Below are 19,214 nucleotides of genomic sequence, written 5' to 3' on the forward strand. Positions count from 1 at the left end.
CACCTCCTTCGTTCTCCAACACTGCCTCCGTCGCCTCTTGCCTCCTCTGTCGACGTCGGCAAGCAAAGTTCATATGGCAATTGGCGTGCTGGCATTTTCCATCATGATTTGCCTGGCTTGCCCACCAAGGCCGGTATTCGTTCGCCGGGACCAGCTTGCTAGCCATGCATGTTTTTTGTTGACTGCCTCCCCAATCTCCTACGTCAATAGGCCGACTCGTCTTCCCCGTTCTTCGCTCGCGCTGCGGCCAGTGCCGATGCAGTCGGCCGAGGACACCATACGAACGCGTTCTCACAAATGCACCCCAGTCTGCTGGTACGGGGGTCACGGACGAATGGCTCCGGTCACGTTAATGTCAGGGCACCCGACTGGCCTGCGACACGAACTTGGTCACGAGGTAGCTATCGAACGTCTCGCTGCCGCCTTCGCTGCCCATACCGCTATCCTTCACGCCACCCAGCGGCGTCTCGGCCAGTGCCAGGCCGAAATGATTGATGCCGACCATTCCGGCCTCGATACGGCCAGCAACGTATTCGGCGGTCGCGATCGAACTGGTGAACACGTAGGAGGCCAGGCCGTATGGCAGCGCGTTGGCACGTGACAAAGCCTCTTCAGTGCTACTGAACTTCGTTACCGGCACAACGGGTCCGAACGGTTCCTCGACCATCAGGCGCGCGGTATCGGGCACGCCGGTGAGGATGGTCGGGGCGAAGAAGTAGCCTGTTTCAGTCAGACGGCTGCCACCGCAAACCAGCGATGCCCCGCGCTCCCGCGCGTCCGTCACCAGGGCCTGCATTGCGTCCAAACGTCGTTCGTGGGCCAGCGGTCCCATCTGGGTCTGGGGATCGAGGCCGTCTCCAACCCGGAGCGGCGCGTATTCCGCAGCGAAGGCATCCACGAACTTCTCATAGACTTTTTCGTGCACGAAGAAGCGGCTCGGTGCCATGCAGACCTGACCCGCATTGCGTGTCTTGGTGCGCGCCAGAAAACGCGCTGCCTGTTCTACGTCGGAATCATCGAACACCAGCACCGGCGAGTGGCCGCCCAGTTCCATCGTCATGCGCTTCATGTGCGCGCCGGCCAGCGACGCCAGCTGTTTGCCGACAGAGATGGAGCCAGTGAACGAAATCTTTCGCACCGCGGGAGCGTTGATGAGATGCCGGGAAACCTCGGACGGCACGCCCCAGACGACGTTGAGGCATCCCGCTGGCAAACCTGCATCGTGGAATATGCGCGCCAGCGCCACCACTGCGCTTGGCGACTCCTCCGGGCCCTTGAGTACCACCGTGCAGCCCGCGCCCAAGGCAGCGACCACCTTGCGTAGCGCCAGGTTGAAGGGAAAGTTCCAAGGTGTGAACGCAGCGCAAACACCTATGGGCTCACGGGAGACCGTCTGCTGCACACCCGGTGTGCGCGCCGGGATCACGCGCCCATAAATACGCCGGCACTCCTCCGCATGCCATTCAGCGTGCTCAGCACAGCTGAGTACTTCCTGAATGGCTTCAGTCAAAGGCTTGCCCTGGTCGAGCGTAATGTTGCGGGCGATCTGCGGAGCTCGCTCCCGGATCAACGAGGCAACGCGGCGCAGCAGCGTTGAGCGTTCGATTGCCGGGGTGTGCCGCCAGACCTGGAATGCATCGGCCGCTGCGCTCACGGCGTCATCCAGATCCTGGGGCGTAGCGTGCGGCAATCGGGCGAACGCCTTGCCAGTCGCAGGGTTGATCACATCCTGTTCGGGTCGCCCATCGGCGCTCAGCAAACGGCCACCGATGTAGAGGGCGAGTGCTTCGTAAGGTGCGGTTGTGGTGCTCATGGTGGCCTGGCTCATAGGAATACACTACCGCCGTCCACGGCGAGGGTCTGGCCGGTGACAAAGCCGGCGCCATCACTGACCAGGTACGCCAGCGCCGCCACGAGGTCGTTTGGCACCTGATCGCGCTGGATACAGCGGCCGGAAGTACGGGCGTTTTCACCAATGCGGTCTTGCAGATCAGTCTGCAGCACGCCGTCGCTTAGCGTGAAGCCCGGAGCAATCGCATTGACCGTGATGAGGTCCTTCGCCAGCTCCCGCGCAAGTGAACGCGTGAAGGCAATGACCGCCCCCTTGCTGGCCACGTAATGCGCCATATTCACCGGCCCCTTCATTGGCACGGTGGAAGCGATGTTCACCAAACGCCCCCGACCGCTTTGGCGCAGTTGCGGCAACACCGCTTTGGCACAGTTAAATGGACCCAGCGTGTTGACTTCCATCACCCGCATCCATTCCTGATTGGTGATCTGCTCAAACGGCTTGAGTGCCAAGGTGGTAAATAGCGCGGCGTTATTGACTAGGCCATCGATTCCACCGAACTCCGAGACCGCTGCGGCCGTCATGTCAGCGACATCCGCCTGGCTGACAACGTCCGTGCGCAGGCCGATGGCCTGATGTCCGGCCTCACGAAGCCGTGCCGCGGCTTCCTCGGCGCCACGCAGGTCGGCGATGACGACACGGTGCCCCAGTTGTGCAAGGTGTTCGCTGAAGGCGTAGCCAATACCGCTGGCACCGCCGGTGACAATAAGGCGCTTGGGTAATTCAGGTTTCATAGTTTCCTTCGCAGTCGGAAGACTTTAGGTAGCAATGAGTGAGGCCCGTTTCACCGAGGAATCGCGGGCCCTTTGCTGCATTTCGCTACATACCCGATCAGATGTCAAAGATCCCGGCTACAATTTCCGGATACCGGACTTTTGTACGAAATTCGAATTTCGCGAGGGTTTATGGCGTCTCATTCGGAGGGGAAGGAACCACGGGAAAACGAACCGGAATACGTGATGGGGCTCGAAAAAGGGCTGTCCATCATCGAAGCATTCGGTATGAAGAAGGGGCCGCTGACTCTGACACAAGCGGCAGAGATAACCGGCCATACTAAGGGTTCGGTACGACGGAGTTTGCTGACACTGTGCAGGCTGGGCTATGCCGCGCAGAATGGTCACAGTTTTGTCCTGGCACCGCGCGCTCTGAGGCTGGGCTACGCTTATGTAGTCTCAGAACCGTTGACCAAGGTCGCACAACCTATCCTGGAGATCACCAGCGAACGCACGCAAGAGGCTGCCTCGATCGCTGTGCTGGATTCGCAGGATGCAGTCTTCGTCGCGCGCTCAACGCATCGGCGCAGCCTTTCCAGCGGTTTGGGTGTTGGCTCGCGCTTGCCTGCTTACTGTAGCGCCACAGGGCGCGTTCTGCTGTCAGAGCGACCACCGGCCGAGGTGAGATTCATGCTGAACAGAATGGCACGTCCCGCTCTGACGCCTCACACCCGTACTACGACCAGCAGCATCATGAAAGAGATTGAATTCGTGGGCAAACACGGGTACGCCATCATCGACGAAGAACTGGAGATCGGTATTCGCTCAATCGCAGTTCCGATCCGCAACGCACGTGGCGAAATGATTGCAGCCATGAGTCTTTCTGTATCCACAAGCCGTATGACGCGCGAAGGCGTGGTGGAACACCTGCTGCCAGAACTTGAAATCGCACGCCGCCACCTTGCCGCCCTGTTGTAGCGTTCCGCCTCTTCTGCCAAGCAAAATCAGCGAGCCTGCGTGGCTCGCACTCTCGCGGTTGACGGCCCGCGGGGCCGGCGAAATCGTCAGTTACCGCCCAGTTTCGCGCCGTCACGACGATGTGATCTCCGTCAGGCCTGGTCCTTTCCTGCATGCCGAACCGGTTGACGAACGGCAGTCAAGAGCGGCGAACAATGTTGCAACCATCAGTTAGAGTGGCAGGCGCGTCTAGACTACCTAACACTTGTCAACGTTGCACCGCGGTCCTACCCGGTCAGGCTAACGGACTGGCCTGTTGGCCACCGCGCTGGTTTCGATTGACACGAGCGCGCCTGAGTGGCGTCCACCATACGTCAGGAAACTCCGGTAGTCGGCAGCACACCTGGCGGCCGGATGCGCAGACCGCCAGTTCGCCTATAGCGAGCGTTGCACGCGCCCGGCCGTTTCACGCAACGTCGGTAGGAAGTTTTCTCGCAACGTTTCGATGCTTACGCGCCCTGAAAATACGCTCACACTCAGCGCCGCCACGATCTGCCCGGCGCTGTTCTTCACCGGTACCGCCATCGCTGACATGCCGATTTCCAGTTCCTCGTCACTGATCGCGTAGCCGTCCTCTGTCGCGCGCCGGATCGCCTTCAGCACGCCGTCGAGATTTGCCACTGTGCGGTCGGTGAGCCGCTTCATCGGCACGCTTTCGAGGTGCGCGCGCACCTGCTGTTCAGGCAGGCCACCTAGCAACACGCGTCCCGTGGCTGAGCAATAGGCGGGCAGGCGGCCACCGAGCTTCACGCCGGTCGACACGATACGCACCGCCTCGGCGCGTGCGATGAACACCGAATAACCCTCGTCCAGCACGGCCAGCGAGACGGACTCCTGTAGCCTGTCGCGCGCGCTCGCCAGCAGCGGCTGCGCAATCTGCGGTAGCGACGACGTGCTGAGGTAGGCGCCACCCAGCCGTAGCATGCGCGGCAGCGGCGTAAAGAACTTACCGTCGTGCGCGAGATAGCCGAGCTCGACGAGCGTCAGCAGGCAGCGCCGCGCCGCGGGGCGGCTCAGGTCAGCCAGATGGGCCGCGTCCGAGACGGTCATGCGCGTGGTGTTCGCGCCGAACGCCTCGATGATCGCCAACCCCTTGGCCAGCCCCCCCATGCCTTCCTTCGCGCGGGTCTGGCTTGTCTCGTCCTCGTCCTTGACAGGCGACAAGGCGCCGGCCTCTGTGTTGACAGGACTTTTGATGGGTGTCATATTGGTTCTCATATCGAACAATGTACGATATTCGAACACACCCCGGTGAGGTTGTCAACGACAGTCCCGCCTCGGTCCCCGGCAATCCGCATTTGACAAATGCCTGCTACGGAGTCAGCAACTTGAACATCATCCCCATCCAGCCGGCGCGCCGCGCCAGCATCGAGTGGCCCGCCGAGGGCGTTACGCGCGTGCCCTATGCGCTGTTCCAGAGCGACGAAATCTATACGGACGAGCAGGAGGCGATCTTTCGTGGTCCGAACTGGAGTTATCTGTGCCTCGAAGCCGAGGTGCCGAATCCGGGCGACTTCCGCAGCACGTTCGTCGGCGATGCTCCCGTGGTGGTCACGCGCGACGCGGACGGCGAACTCTACGCATTCGAAAACCGCTGCGCGCATCGCGGCGCGATGGTTTGCCTGGAAAACGAGGGCAACGCGAAGGACTTCAGCTGCGTCTACCATGCGTGGACCTACAGTCTGCAGGGCGATCTGCTCGGCGTCGCGTTCCGGGACGGCATCAACGGCCAGGGCGGTATGAAGGAAGACTTCTGCCTCGGCGATCACGGCTTGCGCAAGCTGCGGGTAGCGACGCTGCACGGTCTCGTGTTCGGCAGCTTCTCCGACGACGTGGCGCCGCTCGACGAATACCTCGGCGACGAGATCGTCGAACGCATCGCGCGCGTACTCGAAAACCGTACGCCCGTCGTGCTCGGTCGCTTCACGCAGATGCTGCCGAACAACTGGAAGCTCTATTTCGAAAACGTGAAGGATTCCTATCATGCGAGCATCCTGCATCTGTTCTTCACGACCTTCCAGTTGAACAAGCTGTCGCAGCGCGGTGGCATCATCGTCGACCCCACCGGCGGCCATCACGTCAGCTATTCAGCAGTCGATCACGCGGCTGAAGCGGCGGCGCAGGCGGCCACGAACGACTACACGGGCCAGAAGATCCGCTCGGAAAGCGGCCACCACCTCGAAGACACCTCGGTGCTCACGGGCACCGACGAGTTCGGCGACGGCATCACGCTGCAGATTCTTTCAGTGTTTCCAGGCTTCGTGCTGCAGCAGATCCAGAACGCCATCGCGGTGCGCCAGATCCTGCCGCGCGGCGCGCGCCAGACCGAACTGAACTGGACCTATCTCGGCTTCGAGGACGATACGCCCGGGTTGCGGGAAATGCGTCTGCGCCAGTCGAATCTCGTGGGCCCGGCCGGCTATGTCTCGATGGAAGACGGCTGCGTGGGTGGCTTCGTGCAGCGCGGCATCGACGGGGCAAGCGACGCACGCTCGGTGATCGAGATGGGCGGCGACGGCACGACCAGCAGCGCGAGTCGCGTGACGGAAGCTTCGATTCGCGGCTTCTGGAAGGCCTACCGTAACGCAATGGGATATTGACGATGACGCAGGACATCCATCAACTGATCGCCCGCGAGCAGGCCGAATACGTGCGCTGCATCGACGATGGCGACCTCGGGCAGTGGCCCGAGTTCTTCACCACGTCGTGTGTGTATAGGGTCACGACCGCCGATAACCATCGCCGCGGCCTCGTGGGCAGCATGATCTACGCCGCCTCGCACGGGATGCTGGTCGACCGGGTCGCGTCGCTGCGCGACGCCAATATCTATGAACGGCACGTCTATCGTCATTTGCTCGGGCAGCCGTACGTGATCAGCGACGACGGCGCCGAGGCGCGCAGCGAAACCTCGTTCATAGTCGCGCGCGTCATGCGCGACGGGACCACAGACCTGTTCGCGACGGGCCGCTATTGCGACGTGTACGTGCGCGACGAGGCGGGCGTGCGGTTGCGCGAGCGCGTCGTCGTGTGCGACAGCTCGCGTATCGACACGCTGCTCGCGTTGCCGCTATGACGCCCGCGAACCTGGCCGGGCGGGCGCGCGATGGCGGTGGGCGGCCCGCACGGCATCGGTCCGGAGATCGCCGTCAACGCCACGTGGGCACGGGCGCACGAGCCGGCGTTGCATCCGCGCATCGTGCTGTTCGGCCACACGCGTGTCATCCGCAGGCATGCGCGGCGATGCGCACCCGCGGCGCTTGTGCGCGACACGCTGGCCGTCATTCGGCGGCGCTCTCGCCGGGTGTTTCCGTGATCATTTCGAGGGTCGGTCACGACAGCGGTTTCGGCACACGTGCTCACGTAACGACGGGCACGATGCCGGCGCCCATCGACTGATCCGCCCCGAACTTCGCCCGACACCAAGCTAACAACGCATGGAGGTCATATCTTGGATTTTCGAATTTCCGTCGCTGACAGCGACATAACGTTCCCGTGCGCGGCCGGTGAAACCGTCCTCGACGCGGCCGAACGCGCCGGCTATGCGGTGCCGTACTCGTGTCGCAAGGGCGTCTGCGCGTCCTGCGAAGGGCGCCTCGTGGCGGGCCAAGGGCGTTCGCCGGTGCAGGGCGCAGTGGTGGCGCCGGCCGAGCGCGCGCTGCTGTGCTGCCTGCGCCCCGACACCGACCTGGCGATCGCGCCACGCCGCATCGAGAAGCGCGACCTCGTCGCGCGCAGGACGCTCGAGGCCTCCGTGTACCGCATCACGCAGCCGGCCGCCGACGTCAGCATTCTGCAGTTGCGGCTGCCCGCGGGCGTGCGTGCGAAGTTCGGTGCCGGCCAATATCTGCAGGTCGAGCTGGAGGACGGTACGCGGCGCAACTATTCGATGGCGAATGCGCCGCACGAAAACGACAGCGTGCAGTTGCACGTGCGCCACGTGCCCGGCGGCCGGTTCTCCGAAGGCGCGCTCAGCCGCATGGCGAAGGGCGACAGGCTGCGCATTGAGCTGCCGTTCGGAGAGTTCACGCTGCGCGAAGGGTCGGACAGGCCCGCCGTGTTGCTTGCGACAGGCACGGGGTTCGCGCCGGTGAAGTCGATCGTCGAGGACGCCATCAAGCGCAGGCTCGAACGGCCGCTGCATCTGTACTGGGGCGCGCGCCGCGCCGAAGACCTCTACCTCGCGGCACTCGCGCAGAAATGGCACGACAATGGACGCGTGAAGTTCGTGCCGGTGCTGTCCGAGGCCGACGAGGCGTGGACGGGCCGGCGCGGCTTCGTGCACGAGGCCGTGCTCGAAGACTTCGACTCGCTCGCGGGATATGAGGTGTACGCATGCGGCAATCCGTCGATGACGAGCGCCGCGCGCGACACCTTCGTTAAGGCCGGCTTGCCCGAAGACGACTTCTTCAGCGACGCGTTCGTCCATACCGGCTGACGCGCCCGAATCAGTGCCCGCGTTGGTGGGCCTGATGGTCGGCTATCTGGCCGTCGCAGCGATGCGTTCGCGGCGCTTCGATCTATTTCCCTCTTCGATAGAATGGCTACGACGCACGTTGTAAACCGCAATATCCACCCGAAGCCATCAGTCCAAGGTCGTATCGTCCTTGGACATCTGAACCAGATTTTTCTCAATCTGGTGCGCGACCTTCCAGAACACCTGCATGTCCTGCGGGGAAACTCCGTCGAGCGAGGCTGAAAACATGTCCACGAGCTGCGGCAACATGTCGTCGACCAAGCGCCTACCCTCGTCCTTAAGACTGACGTGATACTTCCTTCGGTCTTTAGGATCTCGAATTCTTTGCACCAGCCCGCGCTTTTCCAGGTTGTCGAGTGCCGGCACTGCGGTCGTCGAGGCAATCCCCACTCGCTTACTTAATTCGAGCTGATTCAACTCGCCGCGCTCGGCCAGTATGCGGAGGTAATACCAATACGCAATGGCCAAGTTTTCTCTATCGAGAATTTTCTGACCCTGTGCATCATAGAGCCGGCGCACCGTCTTGGCCATCCACGGCACAGTTCGGCCACGCTCATCAAATAGTTCGGGCGACAGCTTCGCGGCCGCCTCGCCTGGCGGCTCACGATCCAAAGTTGCCTTGGCGACGCCGGGATTCGACTTGGGCATTTCCTCATTCCTTTATGTATGGGCAAACGGGGCCACGAATAGCAGTACTCAGGGCACCCCCACCATAGGAGCACTTGACTTTATTTATACCAAATAATATCATTCGATGTAGGTTTATTTTTATCGGTATCATTGCCCTGCAAATGATCCGTTGCAGGTAAGATCATACAACGTGATCGATCGCTGCGTCGCACTGCTCCGCAAAATTCGCTCATCAAGGCGCAATTTGGAACAGTCTGGACCGACGTCGCGGACCGTTCCCGAAACACGGAGACAAAAGGTGGATCTAAAAATGAGAAAGACCCTATCGGCAACGACGCCTCGGATCAGCCCCGGTAGCCGGCTGGTCGACCGATGCCTGACCGGCAGTCGTTGCGTCCAATCAAAGCGCAGTTCTGCTCAGGGGTGACGTTCTCATGCAACGAAAAATCCTTGCACTTATCCTCTGGCTCATGCCGACCGTCCTGCGTATTGCGGCACGCAAATTTCCGTCCATGCGCGCCCATCTCGCCACAGGAAGCGGAGTCATCCAGCTACGGCTCAGAGACAACACTCTCTCGAGACAACTCCATTTCCGAAACGGCACCGTGTCGGGGAGCTGGGGTGTGAATCCCAAACCCGACGCCGAGCTTGTCTTCATGGATGTAGCAACAGCCCGCCAGATGCTCGCGCCGAATACCGATCATGCGTTCCTGATCGATGCGCTCAAGAACTTCAAGATCACGCAGGGCGGAAGCGACCAGAAGCTCGTGTGGTTCGGTCAACTCGTCAACACGATGAAGACGGCTGCGTGGCGCAAGGGCATGCCGATGAAGGACGGGACCACGCGTTACGTCACACTCACCAATGGCGGACCCGTGTTCGTCTTCGTCAAAGACGACAAGATCGTCCGCACCACGCCCATCGATCTCGAAGAGGAAGATGGGCCGAGCTGGAGTATCACGGCGAGAGGTCGCCGGTTTTCGCCCGCACGGCGCGCGACGGTCAGCCCGCACGCGCTCTCCCTCAAATCGCTCGTGTACTCCGAAAAGCGCCTCCTCTATCCGATGAAGCGCGTCGACTTCGACCCGAATGGCGAACGCAATCCACAGAATCGCGGGATCTCGGGCTATGAACGCATCAGCTGGGACAAAGCCCTCGATATCGTCGCTGGAGAAATCCGTCGCATGAAGAAGGACTACGGCCCTGGAGCGATAGCCATGGTCACGGGCGCACATCACCAGTGGGGCAACATCAACTACTACCTGAGCGCGATGCTGCGCTTCGGCAACCTGATCGGCTTTACCCGCGTCGAACCGAGTCCGATCAGTTGGGAAGGCTGGTACTGGGGGGCCATGCATCACTACGGCAACAGCCTGCGTCTGGGCACGCCGAGCTTTTATGGCACGACCGAGGACTGCCTTCAGCATGCCGAGGTAATCGTGTTCTGGTCGAGCGATCCCGAATCGACCAGCGGCGTCTATGGTGGATTCGAAGGCACCGAGCGCCGGCTGTGGGCCAAGCACCTCGGTATTGAGTTCGTGCATATCGATCCCTATCTGACGCACTCCGCTCAGTTCCTTGGCGGAAAATGGCTGCCGATCAAACCTGGTACCGACTCGGCGCTCGCGATCGCGATCATGCATGAATGGATGATCAGCGGCAGCTACGATAAGGAATACGTAGCGTCAAAAACTACCGGCTTCGACGAATGGCGTGCCTACGTTCTCGGCGAAGAGGACGGCACACCGAAAACACCGGAGTGGCAGGAAGCCGAAACCGGTGTGCCCGCCAAGGACGTCCGCAGTCTGGCGCAGTTGTGGGCATCAAAGAAGACTTATCTCGCAGCGGGCGGTCTTGGCGCGGGCTTTGGTGGCGCATGCCGCACCGAGACTGGTGCTCAATGGGCGCGAAGCGTCGTCATGATGATGGCGATGCAGGGATGGGGGAAACCGGGGATCAACTTCGGCAATTTGCAGATCGGTGCACCGCAGGACCTCAATTTTTACTTTCCCGGGTATGCCGAGGGCGGAATCTCGGGCGATCTGAACAACACAGCGAGCGCGGCCAACAACTACTGCCGCATGCCTCACATCATCACGATCAACCCGGTGAAGCAGTCCGTTCCGCGTCAACGGCTTGCCGAAGCCATCGTGGAGGGACACGCGGAAGGCTACGCTTGGGACGGCTTCTCGATCGAGGGGCAATTTGCCGAATACTCGTATCCGAGGCCAGGCTATTCCCGCATCCACATGCTGTACCGCTATGGCTCGTCATCGTTCGGTACAACGCCGGGATCGAACAGGCTCGTCGAAGCGTATCGTCATTCATCGCTGGAATTTATCGTCAACCAGTCGATCTGGATGGAAAATGAGGCCCAGTTCGCAGACATCATTCTGCCTGCGTGTACCGCGCTCGAACGTGATGACATCTCCGAATGGGCCAACTGCGGCGGCTACATCCAGCATGCGCAGAGCCAGCTCAATCACCGTGTAGTGACCATGCAGCACAAATGCATTGAGCCCCTCGGCGAATCGAAGTCCGACTATCAGATCTTTCTGGACATCCTGACAAGGCTTGGATACGGCGGGATGTTCTCGGAAGGCGGTTGCTCCGAATTGGCCTGGTGCGAGCGGATGTTCAATTCAACGGACTTGCCCAAGCAGACCACCTGGAAGAAATTCCTGCAAAAAGGCTATCACGTCGTGCCACCGCCGAAAGACGACGACAAGCCGCCTGTCGATATGCGCTGGTTCGCGGAAGGCCGTCCGAAGGATTTGCCGGAACCCAATCCGCTACCTGCCACGTATTCGATCGGCTTTGGCGACGGGCTGCCGACGCAGTCGGGCAAGTTCGAGTTCGTGCCGTCGAGCCTACGCCGCATCGAACAGATTGATCCCGCGAGGCCGGCCGTCAACCGGTACATAAACCGCGCCAGCACCGTGAAACAATCGTTTCCGCTGCAGCTCGTGACCAACCATCCGGTCTACAGCTTCCATACGCATGCTGACGGGAAGAACAGTCACATCAGCATGATCGACGAACACCGGATGGAGGTCGGTGGATATCGATATTGGGTCCTGCGATTGAGTTCCCGGGATGCAGAAACTCGCGGTCTACAGCGTGGCAATCTGGTTCGGGTCTACAACTCGCAGGCGTCCGTCATCTGTGCCGTCGACGTTTCTCAGCTCGTCAAGGCGGGGGTGGCCCGCGGCAACGAGTCGTGTGCCGAACTCGACATGATCGAGACTTCAATCGGCCTGGTCGATCGCGGAGGCTGTCTCAATCTCCTGACGCCAGGTGGAAAAATGAGTTCGACCGCGGACGGGATCATGCCAAATACTTGCTGGGTGGAGGTGGAAAAATGGGACTCAAAACTCGGGAAAGCAGCGTGAACGGCTGGGCGCTGGTCATTGACGTTTCACTCTGCATCAATTGCAGAAATTGCGTCCTCGCAACCAAGGACGAGTACGCCGGCAATGCCTTTCCGGGTTATTCCGCGCCTCATCCGCCGGAAGGCCTGGAAACGATCCGGATCGAACGCCACGTTCGCGGAGAGGGCTCGCTCGTCGATGTCACCTATATCCCGAAGACTTGCAATCACTGTGACAACGCACCCTGCGTCAAAGCGGCTTCGGACGGTGCGATCTACAAGCGTCCGGATGGCGTCGTCGTGATCGACCCGATCAAGTCGCGTGGCCGGCGCGATCTGGTCGGGACATGCCCTTACGGCATGATCGAATGGAACGAACAGGAACAGGTGCCGCAGAACTGGAACTTCGACGCTCACCTGCTCGACGCCGGCTGGAAAGAGCCGCGCTGCGCACAAGCTTGTCCCACCAAGGCGATCCGAGCGTTCAATGTCGAGGACGCCCAATTGGCAGAAACGGTCGAGAAAGAGCACCTGTCAGTGATTCGCCCCGAGTTAGGCACCAAGCCGCGCGTCTTCTACAAGAATCTGGACGATGCGCTCAGCCATCTGGTGGCAGGCAACGTCTGCGAAGACTTGGGTGACGGCCAACTGCGCAATCTTGAGGGTGCCGAAGTTGTCCTGCGCGACTCCTCCGATGGAAGCGAACGCACAACCAGGACCGACCATTTCGGCGACTTCCGATTCTCTGGGCTGATTGCGCCGTCCTCGCGTATCGAGCTGCGAGTGACAAAGGATGGAACGGAAAAGGTCCTCGTTACGAGAGACCGCACAGGAAGCGTCAACCTCGGCACGCTACTCTATTGAAATCAGGTCTCTAGAGTGAGCGCGAAGCACATACACGATGCATAACGCTACAAAGAGCCGCCGGGGTCATGAGGTCGACGTTATCATCATTGGTGCGGGCGCGGCTGGCATGGGTGCTGCAATCGTAACGGAGAGCGTGGGGCTCGAGCCTCTCCTGCTGGAGAAAACCAAGGGCCGCCTCGCCCTCGACTATCTGTTGCGTCATTGCGAACTGGAAGTGGTCGCGCTCAACTACCCGGACTACTATCCCGAGCTGCCCGGTGGCACGTTCGGGCGCGCCCATGCGCCGCTCGAATTCGATGGTCGCCAGCTTGGCTCTCATTTTAAGGACCTGCGTGCACCACTGCCGGCATTAGCGCCGTTCGGCGGCATGATGCTTGACCTGGTCGATCTCCTTCAATTTCTGTCTGTCACTCGGTCCGCACGCACGCTCGTTCACGTGCTGAAGCGCTTAGCCTGCTATGGCGTCGATCGACTCAATCATCACCGCAGCACTCGGCTCGCTGGCGGAAACGCGCTTATCGACCGTTTGTACAAGACCCTACGCGATCGTCAGGTCGAGGTCTGGCTACACGCATCCGCGACCCGACTGATTACGGAAGACGGCACGGTCGTGGGCGCGGAAGTGATTTGAAACCGACGTGCCATCCTTGTTCGTGCGCGCGGCGGTGTGGTGATAGCAACCGGCGGCTACCCGGGAGACGCTGACATGCGCCGCGAGCACTCCCGCAAGCCTACGGTCAATCTCAAACTCGGATTGATGAGCAACGCGGTTTCATCGCGGTCGGCAAGGATGGAAACCGCTTCACCAACGAGGCGGCTTCGTTCACGTGCCGCGCGCTGGCGGGCACGCTGCGCTGAGGCTAGCCGGCGCGGCTCGAGACGGGATTCCTGGCTTGGAGCGGATCGGGGGACGAGAACGACGTACCGGGGCAGGCGCGCTTGGCAACGCGCTGCCCCTAATGAGGTCAGCTGTAAGAATCAGATCTTGAAGCTTTCGAGGCTCGCAGGGTGAAACAGCTCGTGCGGCTGCAACCGCCGGCTGGAAAGCCCCTCGGCATGATGCTGGGCAAGGAAGCGATCGATGGTCTGCTCGTTTTCGGCAAATCCGTACGACCAGAAGTCGAAGCCCATCAGCTTGCGCGCTGCCCGCAACTGATCTTCGACGAACGGCAAGGTCACTTTGGTCGCCCCGGTCTCGCTGAGCCGCGCGAGCGCGAGGGCCTTCGATTTCTCGAATGCCTTCACGAGTGCACCCGGCAGCCACGGATGCTGGTCGGCGAGCGTCTTTCTGACACCCAGCGTGTGCATGATCGGAAACAGCTTTGTGCGCGCATACCAATCGGCCGCAGTTTTGTGTGGATCGTCGAAGAGATACCGAACCTGCGGATGGCCCTGGTCAAAGCAGGAAGGCGCGCGCGGACCGATGACGGCATCGATCTTCCCCGCCGCCAGAAGTCCGGAGATGGTTTCGCCTTCGGGGGCGTCTTCAAGCCTGATGTCACCAGGCAAGTTCAGCGCGATCTTCTCGACTCTGGCCGGATCTTCGTAGCCGCCGCGCACCCAGGTCACGTCCGATGCCTTGACCCCATACTCCTCCTCAAGAAAGAGACGGACCCAGACATTGGCGGTGAGCTGGTACTCGGGGACCCCAATGCGCTTGCCCTTCAGGTCTTCAGGCTTCTCGATCCCCCGGTCCGCTCGCACGTAGATCGACGTATGCCGGAACGCCCGCGACGGAAAGACCGGCACGGCGATATAAGACGACGCGCCCGCGGCCGTCTTGACCGAGTAGCTGCTGAGCGAGAGCTCGCAGATGTCGTAGTCGGCGTGCCGAAACGCGCGAAAGAAGATCTCCTCAGGCTCCTGCAGCATGAAGACCGGATCTACGCCGTCGATCTGAACATCGCCATCGATCAGCGGCCGCATGCGGTCATAGTTGCCAACGGCGATAGACAGCCGAAGCTTTTGATTTCCCATTACCTATTCTCCTTGTTGCGGAACAATCGAAACGAAAGTGTCAGCACGAGCCAGCCACGCGTACCTGGAGGCCGATTAGATCAGAATCATTTGATCCTATATCGCATGATCCTACTAAGAATTACATGTGTCAAGAATCGTGGAAGGTCATTGCCGGTCTCGTTTTCAGCCTGTGGGTGGATGCGCAGCACCCGGCGCGTTCACGTGCGCCCTTGCCAGGGACTTTCCCCAGGGGGCTTGACTTCGTTCATCCCGAACAACATTATTCGATATAAATCTATCTCGCAACGCATCGCTTCACTTAGGATCGCGTACCAATGCCGCTACAGGAGAGTCCATTTTCCTGATCGGCCCATTTCCATTACTCATCCTTCACCCAAGGCGAGGATCACCATGTTCTTCAAGCTTCGCGTATTGCAGGTTGCGGTGCGAAAACTGCAAAGTCCGTTCGTTGCGCAAGAGACTCGGTGCGCTCATCAGTGCGGCCTCAAGAACCGGCGCCATCTTCGATACTGGCGAGGGAAGATGCTCGTCTCGATTGCGCAAATAAGCGCCGGCCTGCTTCTTTCCACGGGTTTGATCTGTACCGCTGCCAACGCGGCGGAAGATTCCATCACGAACCATCAAGGCGACATCACGCCGATGTGCGGCGCGAAGCCGATGATCGTCGGCGTGTCGGACGGCTACGGCGGTAATACGTGGCGCAAGACCGGCCTCGCGGAAGTCAAGGACGAGCTCAGTCGGTGCAAGAACGTCACACGGGTCATCTACAGCAATGCCAACGGCGATCCGCAGAAGGCGAATTCCGACATCAACAGCATGGTCGCGCAGGGCATCAACGTCCTCATTCTTCTTCCTGACTTCGGCGCGGTTCAGCTTCCCGCAATGCGGGCGGCCATGAAGGCGGGCGTCGCGGTTGTCCCGTACTCGGCTCAAATGGCTGGCGTACCCGGCCGTGACTACGTCGTCAACGTGGTGGGCAATACGCAGCAGATCGGTGTCATGTGGGCTGACTGGCTGGGAACCACACTCAAGAAGGGAAATGTAGTGTTCATGGGTGGATCGCCCGGAGCGACCACCTCCCAAAACTTCATGGACGGTCTGAGAAGCGGACTCAAGAAGTACCCGGGTCTGAAGTTGCTCAACGAGCAGTACATCGTGACGAATTGGAATCCCGTCGACGCCCAGAAGGCCACGGTTGGTCTCATCGCGCAGTATCCGAAGATCGACGCCATCGTGACGGATGGTGGCGAAACCGCGCTGGCCGCCGTAAAGGCATTCGAACAGGCTCACCTTCCGGTCCCCGCCATCGCGACGATTGCAAGCGACAACCAGGTGAACTGCCATTTTGTCGCGGCGAAACAGTCGGGCAAGCCATATCCCTATTACACACTCGACGGCACGACGACTTACGTGCGTTTTGCGGTACGCCAGGGCGTCGCTGCCTACCAAGGAACCGTCAACAAGGAATCCCCTTCCATCCTTCCGTTCCCGTATGCGGACAGCGCGAAGGGGCTCGACCCGAAGTGCGACCCCGCGGCACCGCCGGATGCCGACCTCACCTCCGCGCTCCCGCCGGAAAAGCTGAAGGCCGTGTTCGAGCATTGATAGCCGATTAGAGTCCTGAACGAACAGCATTCACTGCGGCAGACCGATGGGGTGACGACGATCTTTCCCGGCGTGCGGGCACTTGACAACGTTACCCTGTCGGAGAAAACGGCGCGGGCAGATCCACCCTCATGGCTGTGGCTTCGGGCGCCCTCGTCGCTGACGGCGGGCGCGTCGTCATCAATGACGAGCAAACCTCGGGTAACACCGAACCGGCGCACGCCACCGTATTCGCGAAGCGCAAAAGATCGCCAACCGCATCACGGTGCTTCGCGATGGCAAGGACAGGGACCGGCAACGTCCCGGTCAGTGTTCCATGCCTCATCCAATGAATTTCGCATGCGCAATTGATCGGCATGCCTTCCAAGGTATTAATCGCTTTCGCTCTCGTGGCGACGGCATCCGTCGTCGCCCGGGCGACCGCGTCGGGCGCAAATTCGTTGCGCTACAACGGTGGCTTTAGGTACGCGCGACGCGTATGCCCAGAGCAGGGTGACACCCGATGCGAGCATCGCGGGGGCCCGACTACGTCACCCAACGTCGGACGGTAGTTCAGTGAACAATCTTCGATTCGGCAACACCCTGCAGTATGCACACAGCCGGTTCCCGAGGATCTTCTGCGCTTCAAGGTCGTAGAGACGATGAAGCGTTAGCGTCAACCACGACAAGGTTCTGTCACGGTCATCGACGACCTCCGTCTGCGCATTCACGGCCGCGTCATTGGGGGCTTGTCAAAGTGATCCGCTGCAGCGATCAAAGTGGGTATGACGTGGCCATTCGCTCATTCCTCAACAAATGCTCACCGACAGGCGGCACAGGACCGTCGCCCACACGCCGTTCATCAGGGCATTCCCTGGGTTCCTTGACTTATTTCATTCTATGACGCATGATTCTATATAAATCGATTGATTGCGGAATTATCTCAGCAAAACCGATTTAATTACGAGAGTGACCAGCTCCTTGCATCCCTGCGTTTCTTACCGCGTAGGGGTCGCAGGGGCAGAAGCGGACTCGAGGATCTCGAATGTGTGGATATGGACGTGGTGAGGAGGTCGCCGTGGTGTGCAAGCACTCCAGCCAGGGTTCGGGTCTCCCCTCCAACGACGTGCGGCTCGAAGCGCCTATGCGGGCAATCCGGGAAGCCTCCACGCAGCGCAAAACGTTTCGCGTCTCGCGCAAGGCGGATACGGGCCGCGGCTTCTCCGGATCGACCCGCCAGAACCTCTCAAATTGATTGCCGTGGGTTCGTAAGATTTGCGAACCTAAATTCACTACCTGTGTTGAGGATCATCATGACCGAAAAACTGCCACTCTGGGAAGCCGCCAAACGCGAATTGGAGGAGTACCAGTTTATTGCAGGGGCCGAGTTGCAGCCCAAGTGGAACGTGTCGGAGAAGGTCGCAATCAACGCCGCGGTTTCCGGCCGCTTTGAAGACACGTCGTCCTTCCAGGCGTACGTGGATGAAGCGACCAGCGTAATCGAGGCCGGTGCTTGCGGCGTTCACATCGACTTCTCATTCATGACCGACGCGCAGGGGCGCCGCATGGATCGCGACATCCTGCCGGTCGAAGCGTACAAGCAGGTTATCGAGCCGCTGCGCGCCCGCTTCGGCAACGATTTCGTACCGAACGTGAACGTGCTGAACGGCACGACGTTCGATATGTGCCTGAGTCCCGCTCGCGAAGGCCTGACCGAAGTCGCACCCTGCGCGCCGGGCCATCCGGAAGCCTTCGCGTTGCCGGCCGTCATGACGCTCGAGGAAGTAGGGGTCAAGCCCGAGCTGGCGGTCCATAGCTCCGGCGAAATCGAGCTTGCCAAGCGCAAGCTGATCGATACCGGCATCCTCAAGAAGCCGTACAACTGGCTGATCCTCTACGGTCTGCCGTTCAATGTCGGCCGCACGCTGGTGTCGGGCACTTGGGTTAGCGACGCCCAGGACATGACGCAACACATGTTCCTGATGGTCGACCAGATTCGCAAGATCGATCCGACCTCGGTTATCAGCGTCTGCGCGGCAGGCCGCGCATCGCTCTATATGACCACCCTCGCCACCATGATGGGTCTGCATATCCGCGTCGGCACGGAAGACACGCCGTGGAAATACCCGAACAGCGACGAGCGCCTCAAGAGCAATCTCGAGATGTTCACGATGGCGAAAGACATTGCCGCCCTGCTCGGCCGCAAGCCGGCAACGGCTAATGAATACCGGGAACTGATCGGCAAGCCGGCCCGAACTTAAAGGGATCGCGCGGCCATGGCCGCGCAAGCGGACAGCGGCGCAGGCACAACGGGAGTAGGTGTTTGGATGCAAAGATCAACGCAGACGAAGCCCGCTTCGCATAGCCGACACCGCTGTACCGCGTTGCACTCGGGGCGACGTCCTCGTGACTCAGGAAGGAGGACGCCAGGTCCTCGTAGATGAACACGCACGCGACCGGTGATGGCTTCCGGGTAGTGAAATCCTGCTCTGATTGGCGAGCAACTTCGCTCTCAGACCGGCCAAGCATGATGAATAGAATACGTGATGCAGAAAGGTTCGATCCGGCTACGTCGGACGCGCGGAGGTCGCGAGTCCGTTGCCCATTCCGCGTCTTCGGGATGGCTTGCGCCTGAAGGGTTGTGCAGCTCGAAGCCCTGCCCAGGAAACACATGGCGGGCGCAGTATCAGGTCTATTGCGGATGTGAGCGTTCGAGAGCAAAAGGAGAGT

The 19,214-nt window shown here is 60.6% G+C and carries 15 protein-coding genes and 1 pseudogene; 10 read left to right on the forward strand and 6 right to left on the reverse strand.

Annotated elements, in window-relative coordinates; all coding sequences use genetic code 11:
* Positions 1-355 precede the first annotated feature (355 nt).
* Both P0D73_RS44380 and P0D73_RS44385 read right to left on the reverse strand, forming a co-directional pair.
* Positions 356-1,813, reverse strand: coding sequence for an NAD-dependent succinate-semialdehyde dehydrogenase (locus P0D73_RS44380; RefSeq protein ID WP_408320596.1), 1,458 nt, complete (start codon positions 1,811-1,813; stop codon positions 356-358).
* A gap of 11 nt (positions 1,814-1,824) precedes the next feature.
* Positions 1,825-2,583, reverse strand: coding sequence for an SDR family NAD(P)-dependent oxidoreductase (locus tag P0D73_RS44385; protein ID WP_408320598.1), 759 nt, complete (start codon positions 2,581-2,583; stop codon positions 1,825-1,827).
* A 225-nt stretch (positions 2,584-2,808) separates the two neighbouring features.
* Here P0D73_RS44385 and P0D73_RS44390 point away from each other — a divergent pair, with 225 nt between their 5' ends.
* Complete coding sequence (locus P0D73_RS44390; RefSeq protein ID WP_243658385.1) at positions 2,809-3,540, forward strand: IclR family transcriptional regulator domain-containing protein; 732 nt, start codon at positions 2,809-2,811, stop codon at positions 3,538-3,540.
* 414 nt (positions 3,541-3,954) lie between these two features.
* Here the strand turns inward: P0D73_RS44390 and P0D73_RS44395 are convergent, their stop codons facing one another.
* On the reverse strand, positions 3,955-4,785 hold the full coding sequence (locus tag P0D73_RS44395) for an IclR family transcriptional regulator domain-containing protein (RefSeq protein WP_408320600.1): 831 nt from the start codon (positions 4,783-4,785) through the stop codon (positions 3,955-3,957).
* Between the two features lie 122 nt (positions 4,786-4,907).
* Here P0D73_RS44395 and P0D73_RS44400 point away from each other — a divergent pair, with 122 nt between their 5' ends.
* The 3 genes from P0D73_RS44400 (at position 4,908) to P0D73_RS44410 (ending at position 8,014) form a co-directional block, all read left to right on the forward strand.
* On the forward strand, positions 4,908-6,179 hold the full coding sequence (locus P0D73_RS44400; RefSeq protein ID WP_408320602.1) for an aromatic ring-hydroxylating dioxygenase subunit alpha: 1,272 nt from the start codon (positions 4,908-4,910) through the stop codon (positions 6,177-6,179).
* 2 nt (positions 6,180-6,181) lie between these two features.
* Positions 6,182-6,652, forward strand: coding sequence for an aromatic-ring-hydroxylating dioxygenase subunit beta (locus tag P0D73_RS44405; protein ID WP_408436056.1), 471 nt, complete (start codon positions 6,182-6,184; stop codon positions 6,650-6,652).
* A gap of 375 nt (positions 6,653-7,027) precedes the next feature.
* Positions 7,028-8,014, forward strand: coding sequence for a 2Fe-2S iron-sulfur cluster-binding protein (locus P0D73_RS44410; protein ID WP_408320608.1), 987 nt, complete (start codon positions 7,028-7,030; stop codon positions 8,012-8,014).
* A 147-nt stretch (positions 8,015-8,161) separates the two neighbouring features.
* Here the strand turns inward: P0D73_RS44410 and P0D73_RS44415 are convergent, their stop codons facing one another.
* Positions 8,162-8,701, reverse strand: coding sequence for a MarR family winged helix-turn-helix transcriptional regulator (locus P0D73_RS44415; protein ID WP_408436058.1), 540 nt, complete (start codon positions 8,699-8,701; stop codon positions 8,162-8,164).
* Positions 8,702-9,234: 533 nt separating this feature from the next.
* Positions 9,235-9,465 (reverse strand): hypothetical protein, encoded by a 231-nt coding sequence (locus tag P0D73_RS44420; protein ID WP_408320621.1) that lies wholly within the window; start codon positions 9,463-9,465, stop codon positions 9,235-9,237.
* 45 nt (positions 9,466-9,510) lie between these two features.
* On the opposite strand from P0D73_RS44420, the pseudogene P0D73_RS47110 reads away from it, so the two are divergent.
* The 4 genes and pseudogenes from P0D73_RS47110 to P0D73_RS44435 all read left to right on the forward strand — a co-directional run.
* Positions 9,511-9,702: pseudogene (locus P0D73_RS47110) on the forward strand (hypothetical protein); the annotation flags it as partial.
* Positions 9,703-9,717: 15 nt separating this feature from the next.
* A complete protein-coding gene (locus tag P0D73_RS44425) occupies positions 9,718-12,075 on the forward strand; it encodes a molybdopterin-dependent oxidoreductase (protein WP_507028608.1) in 2,358 nt (785 codons plus the stop codon).
* On the forward strand, positions 12,045-12,917 hold the full coding sequence (locus P0D73_RS44430; RefSeq protein WP_408320612.1) for a 4Fe-4S dicluster domain-containing protein: 873 nt from the start codon (positions 12,045-12,047) through the stop codon (positions 12,915-12,917). Before P0D73_RS44425 ends, P0D73_RS44430 begins: the two co-directional genes overlap by 31 nt.
* 37 nt (positions 12,918-12,954) lie before the next feature.
* On the forward strand, positions 12,955-13,551 hold the full coding sequence (locus P0D73_RS44435) for an FAD-binding protein (RefSeq protein ID WP_408320614.1): 597 nt from the start codon (positions 12,955-12,957) through the stop codon (positions 13,549-13,551).
* A gap of 347 nt (positions 13,552-13,898) precedes the next feature.
* Here the strand turns inward: P0D73_RS44435 and P0D73_RS44440 are convergent, their stop codons facing one another.
* Positions 13,899-14,897 carry an ABC transporter substrate-binding protein gene (locus P0D73_RS44440; protein WP_408179509.1) on the reverse strand — a complete coding sequence of 333 codons (999 nt, stop codon included), beginning with the start codon at positions 14,895-14,897 and terminating at the stop codon, positions 13,899-13,901.
* A gap of 180 nt (positions 14,898-15,077) precedes the next feature.
* Between P0D73_RS44440 and P0D73_RS44445 the strand changes: the two genes are divergently transcribed.
* Both P0D73_RS44445 and P0D73_RS44450 read left to right on the forward strand, forming a co-directional pair.
* On the forward strand, positions 15,078-16,505 hold the full coding sequence (locus P0D73_RS44445; protein WP_408436060.1) for a substrate-binding domain-containing protein: 1,428 nt from the start codon (positions 15,078-15,080) through the stop codon (positions 16,503-16,505).
* A 1,292-nt stretch (positions 16,506-17,797) separates the two neighbouring features.
* On the forward strand, positions 17,798-18,745 hold the full coding sequence (locus P0D73_RS44450; protein WP_408179513.1) for a 3-keto-5-aminohexanoate cleavage protein: 948 nt from the start codon (positions 17,798-17,800) through the stop codon (positions 18,743-18,745).
* Positions 18,746-19,214 lie beyond the last annotated feature (469 nt).

Source organism: Paraburkholderia sp. RL18-101-BIB-B, assembly GCF_046026985.1.
In the GTDB taxonomy this organism is placed as follows: domain Bacteria; phylum Pseudomonadota; class Gammaproteobacteria; order Burkholderiales; family Burkholderiaceae; genus Paraburkholderia.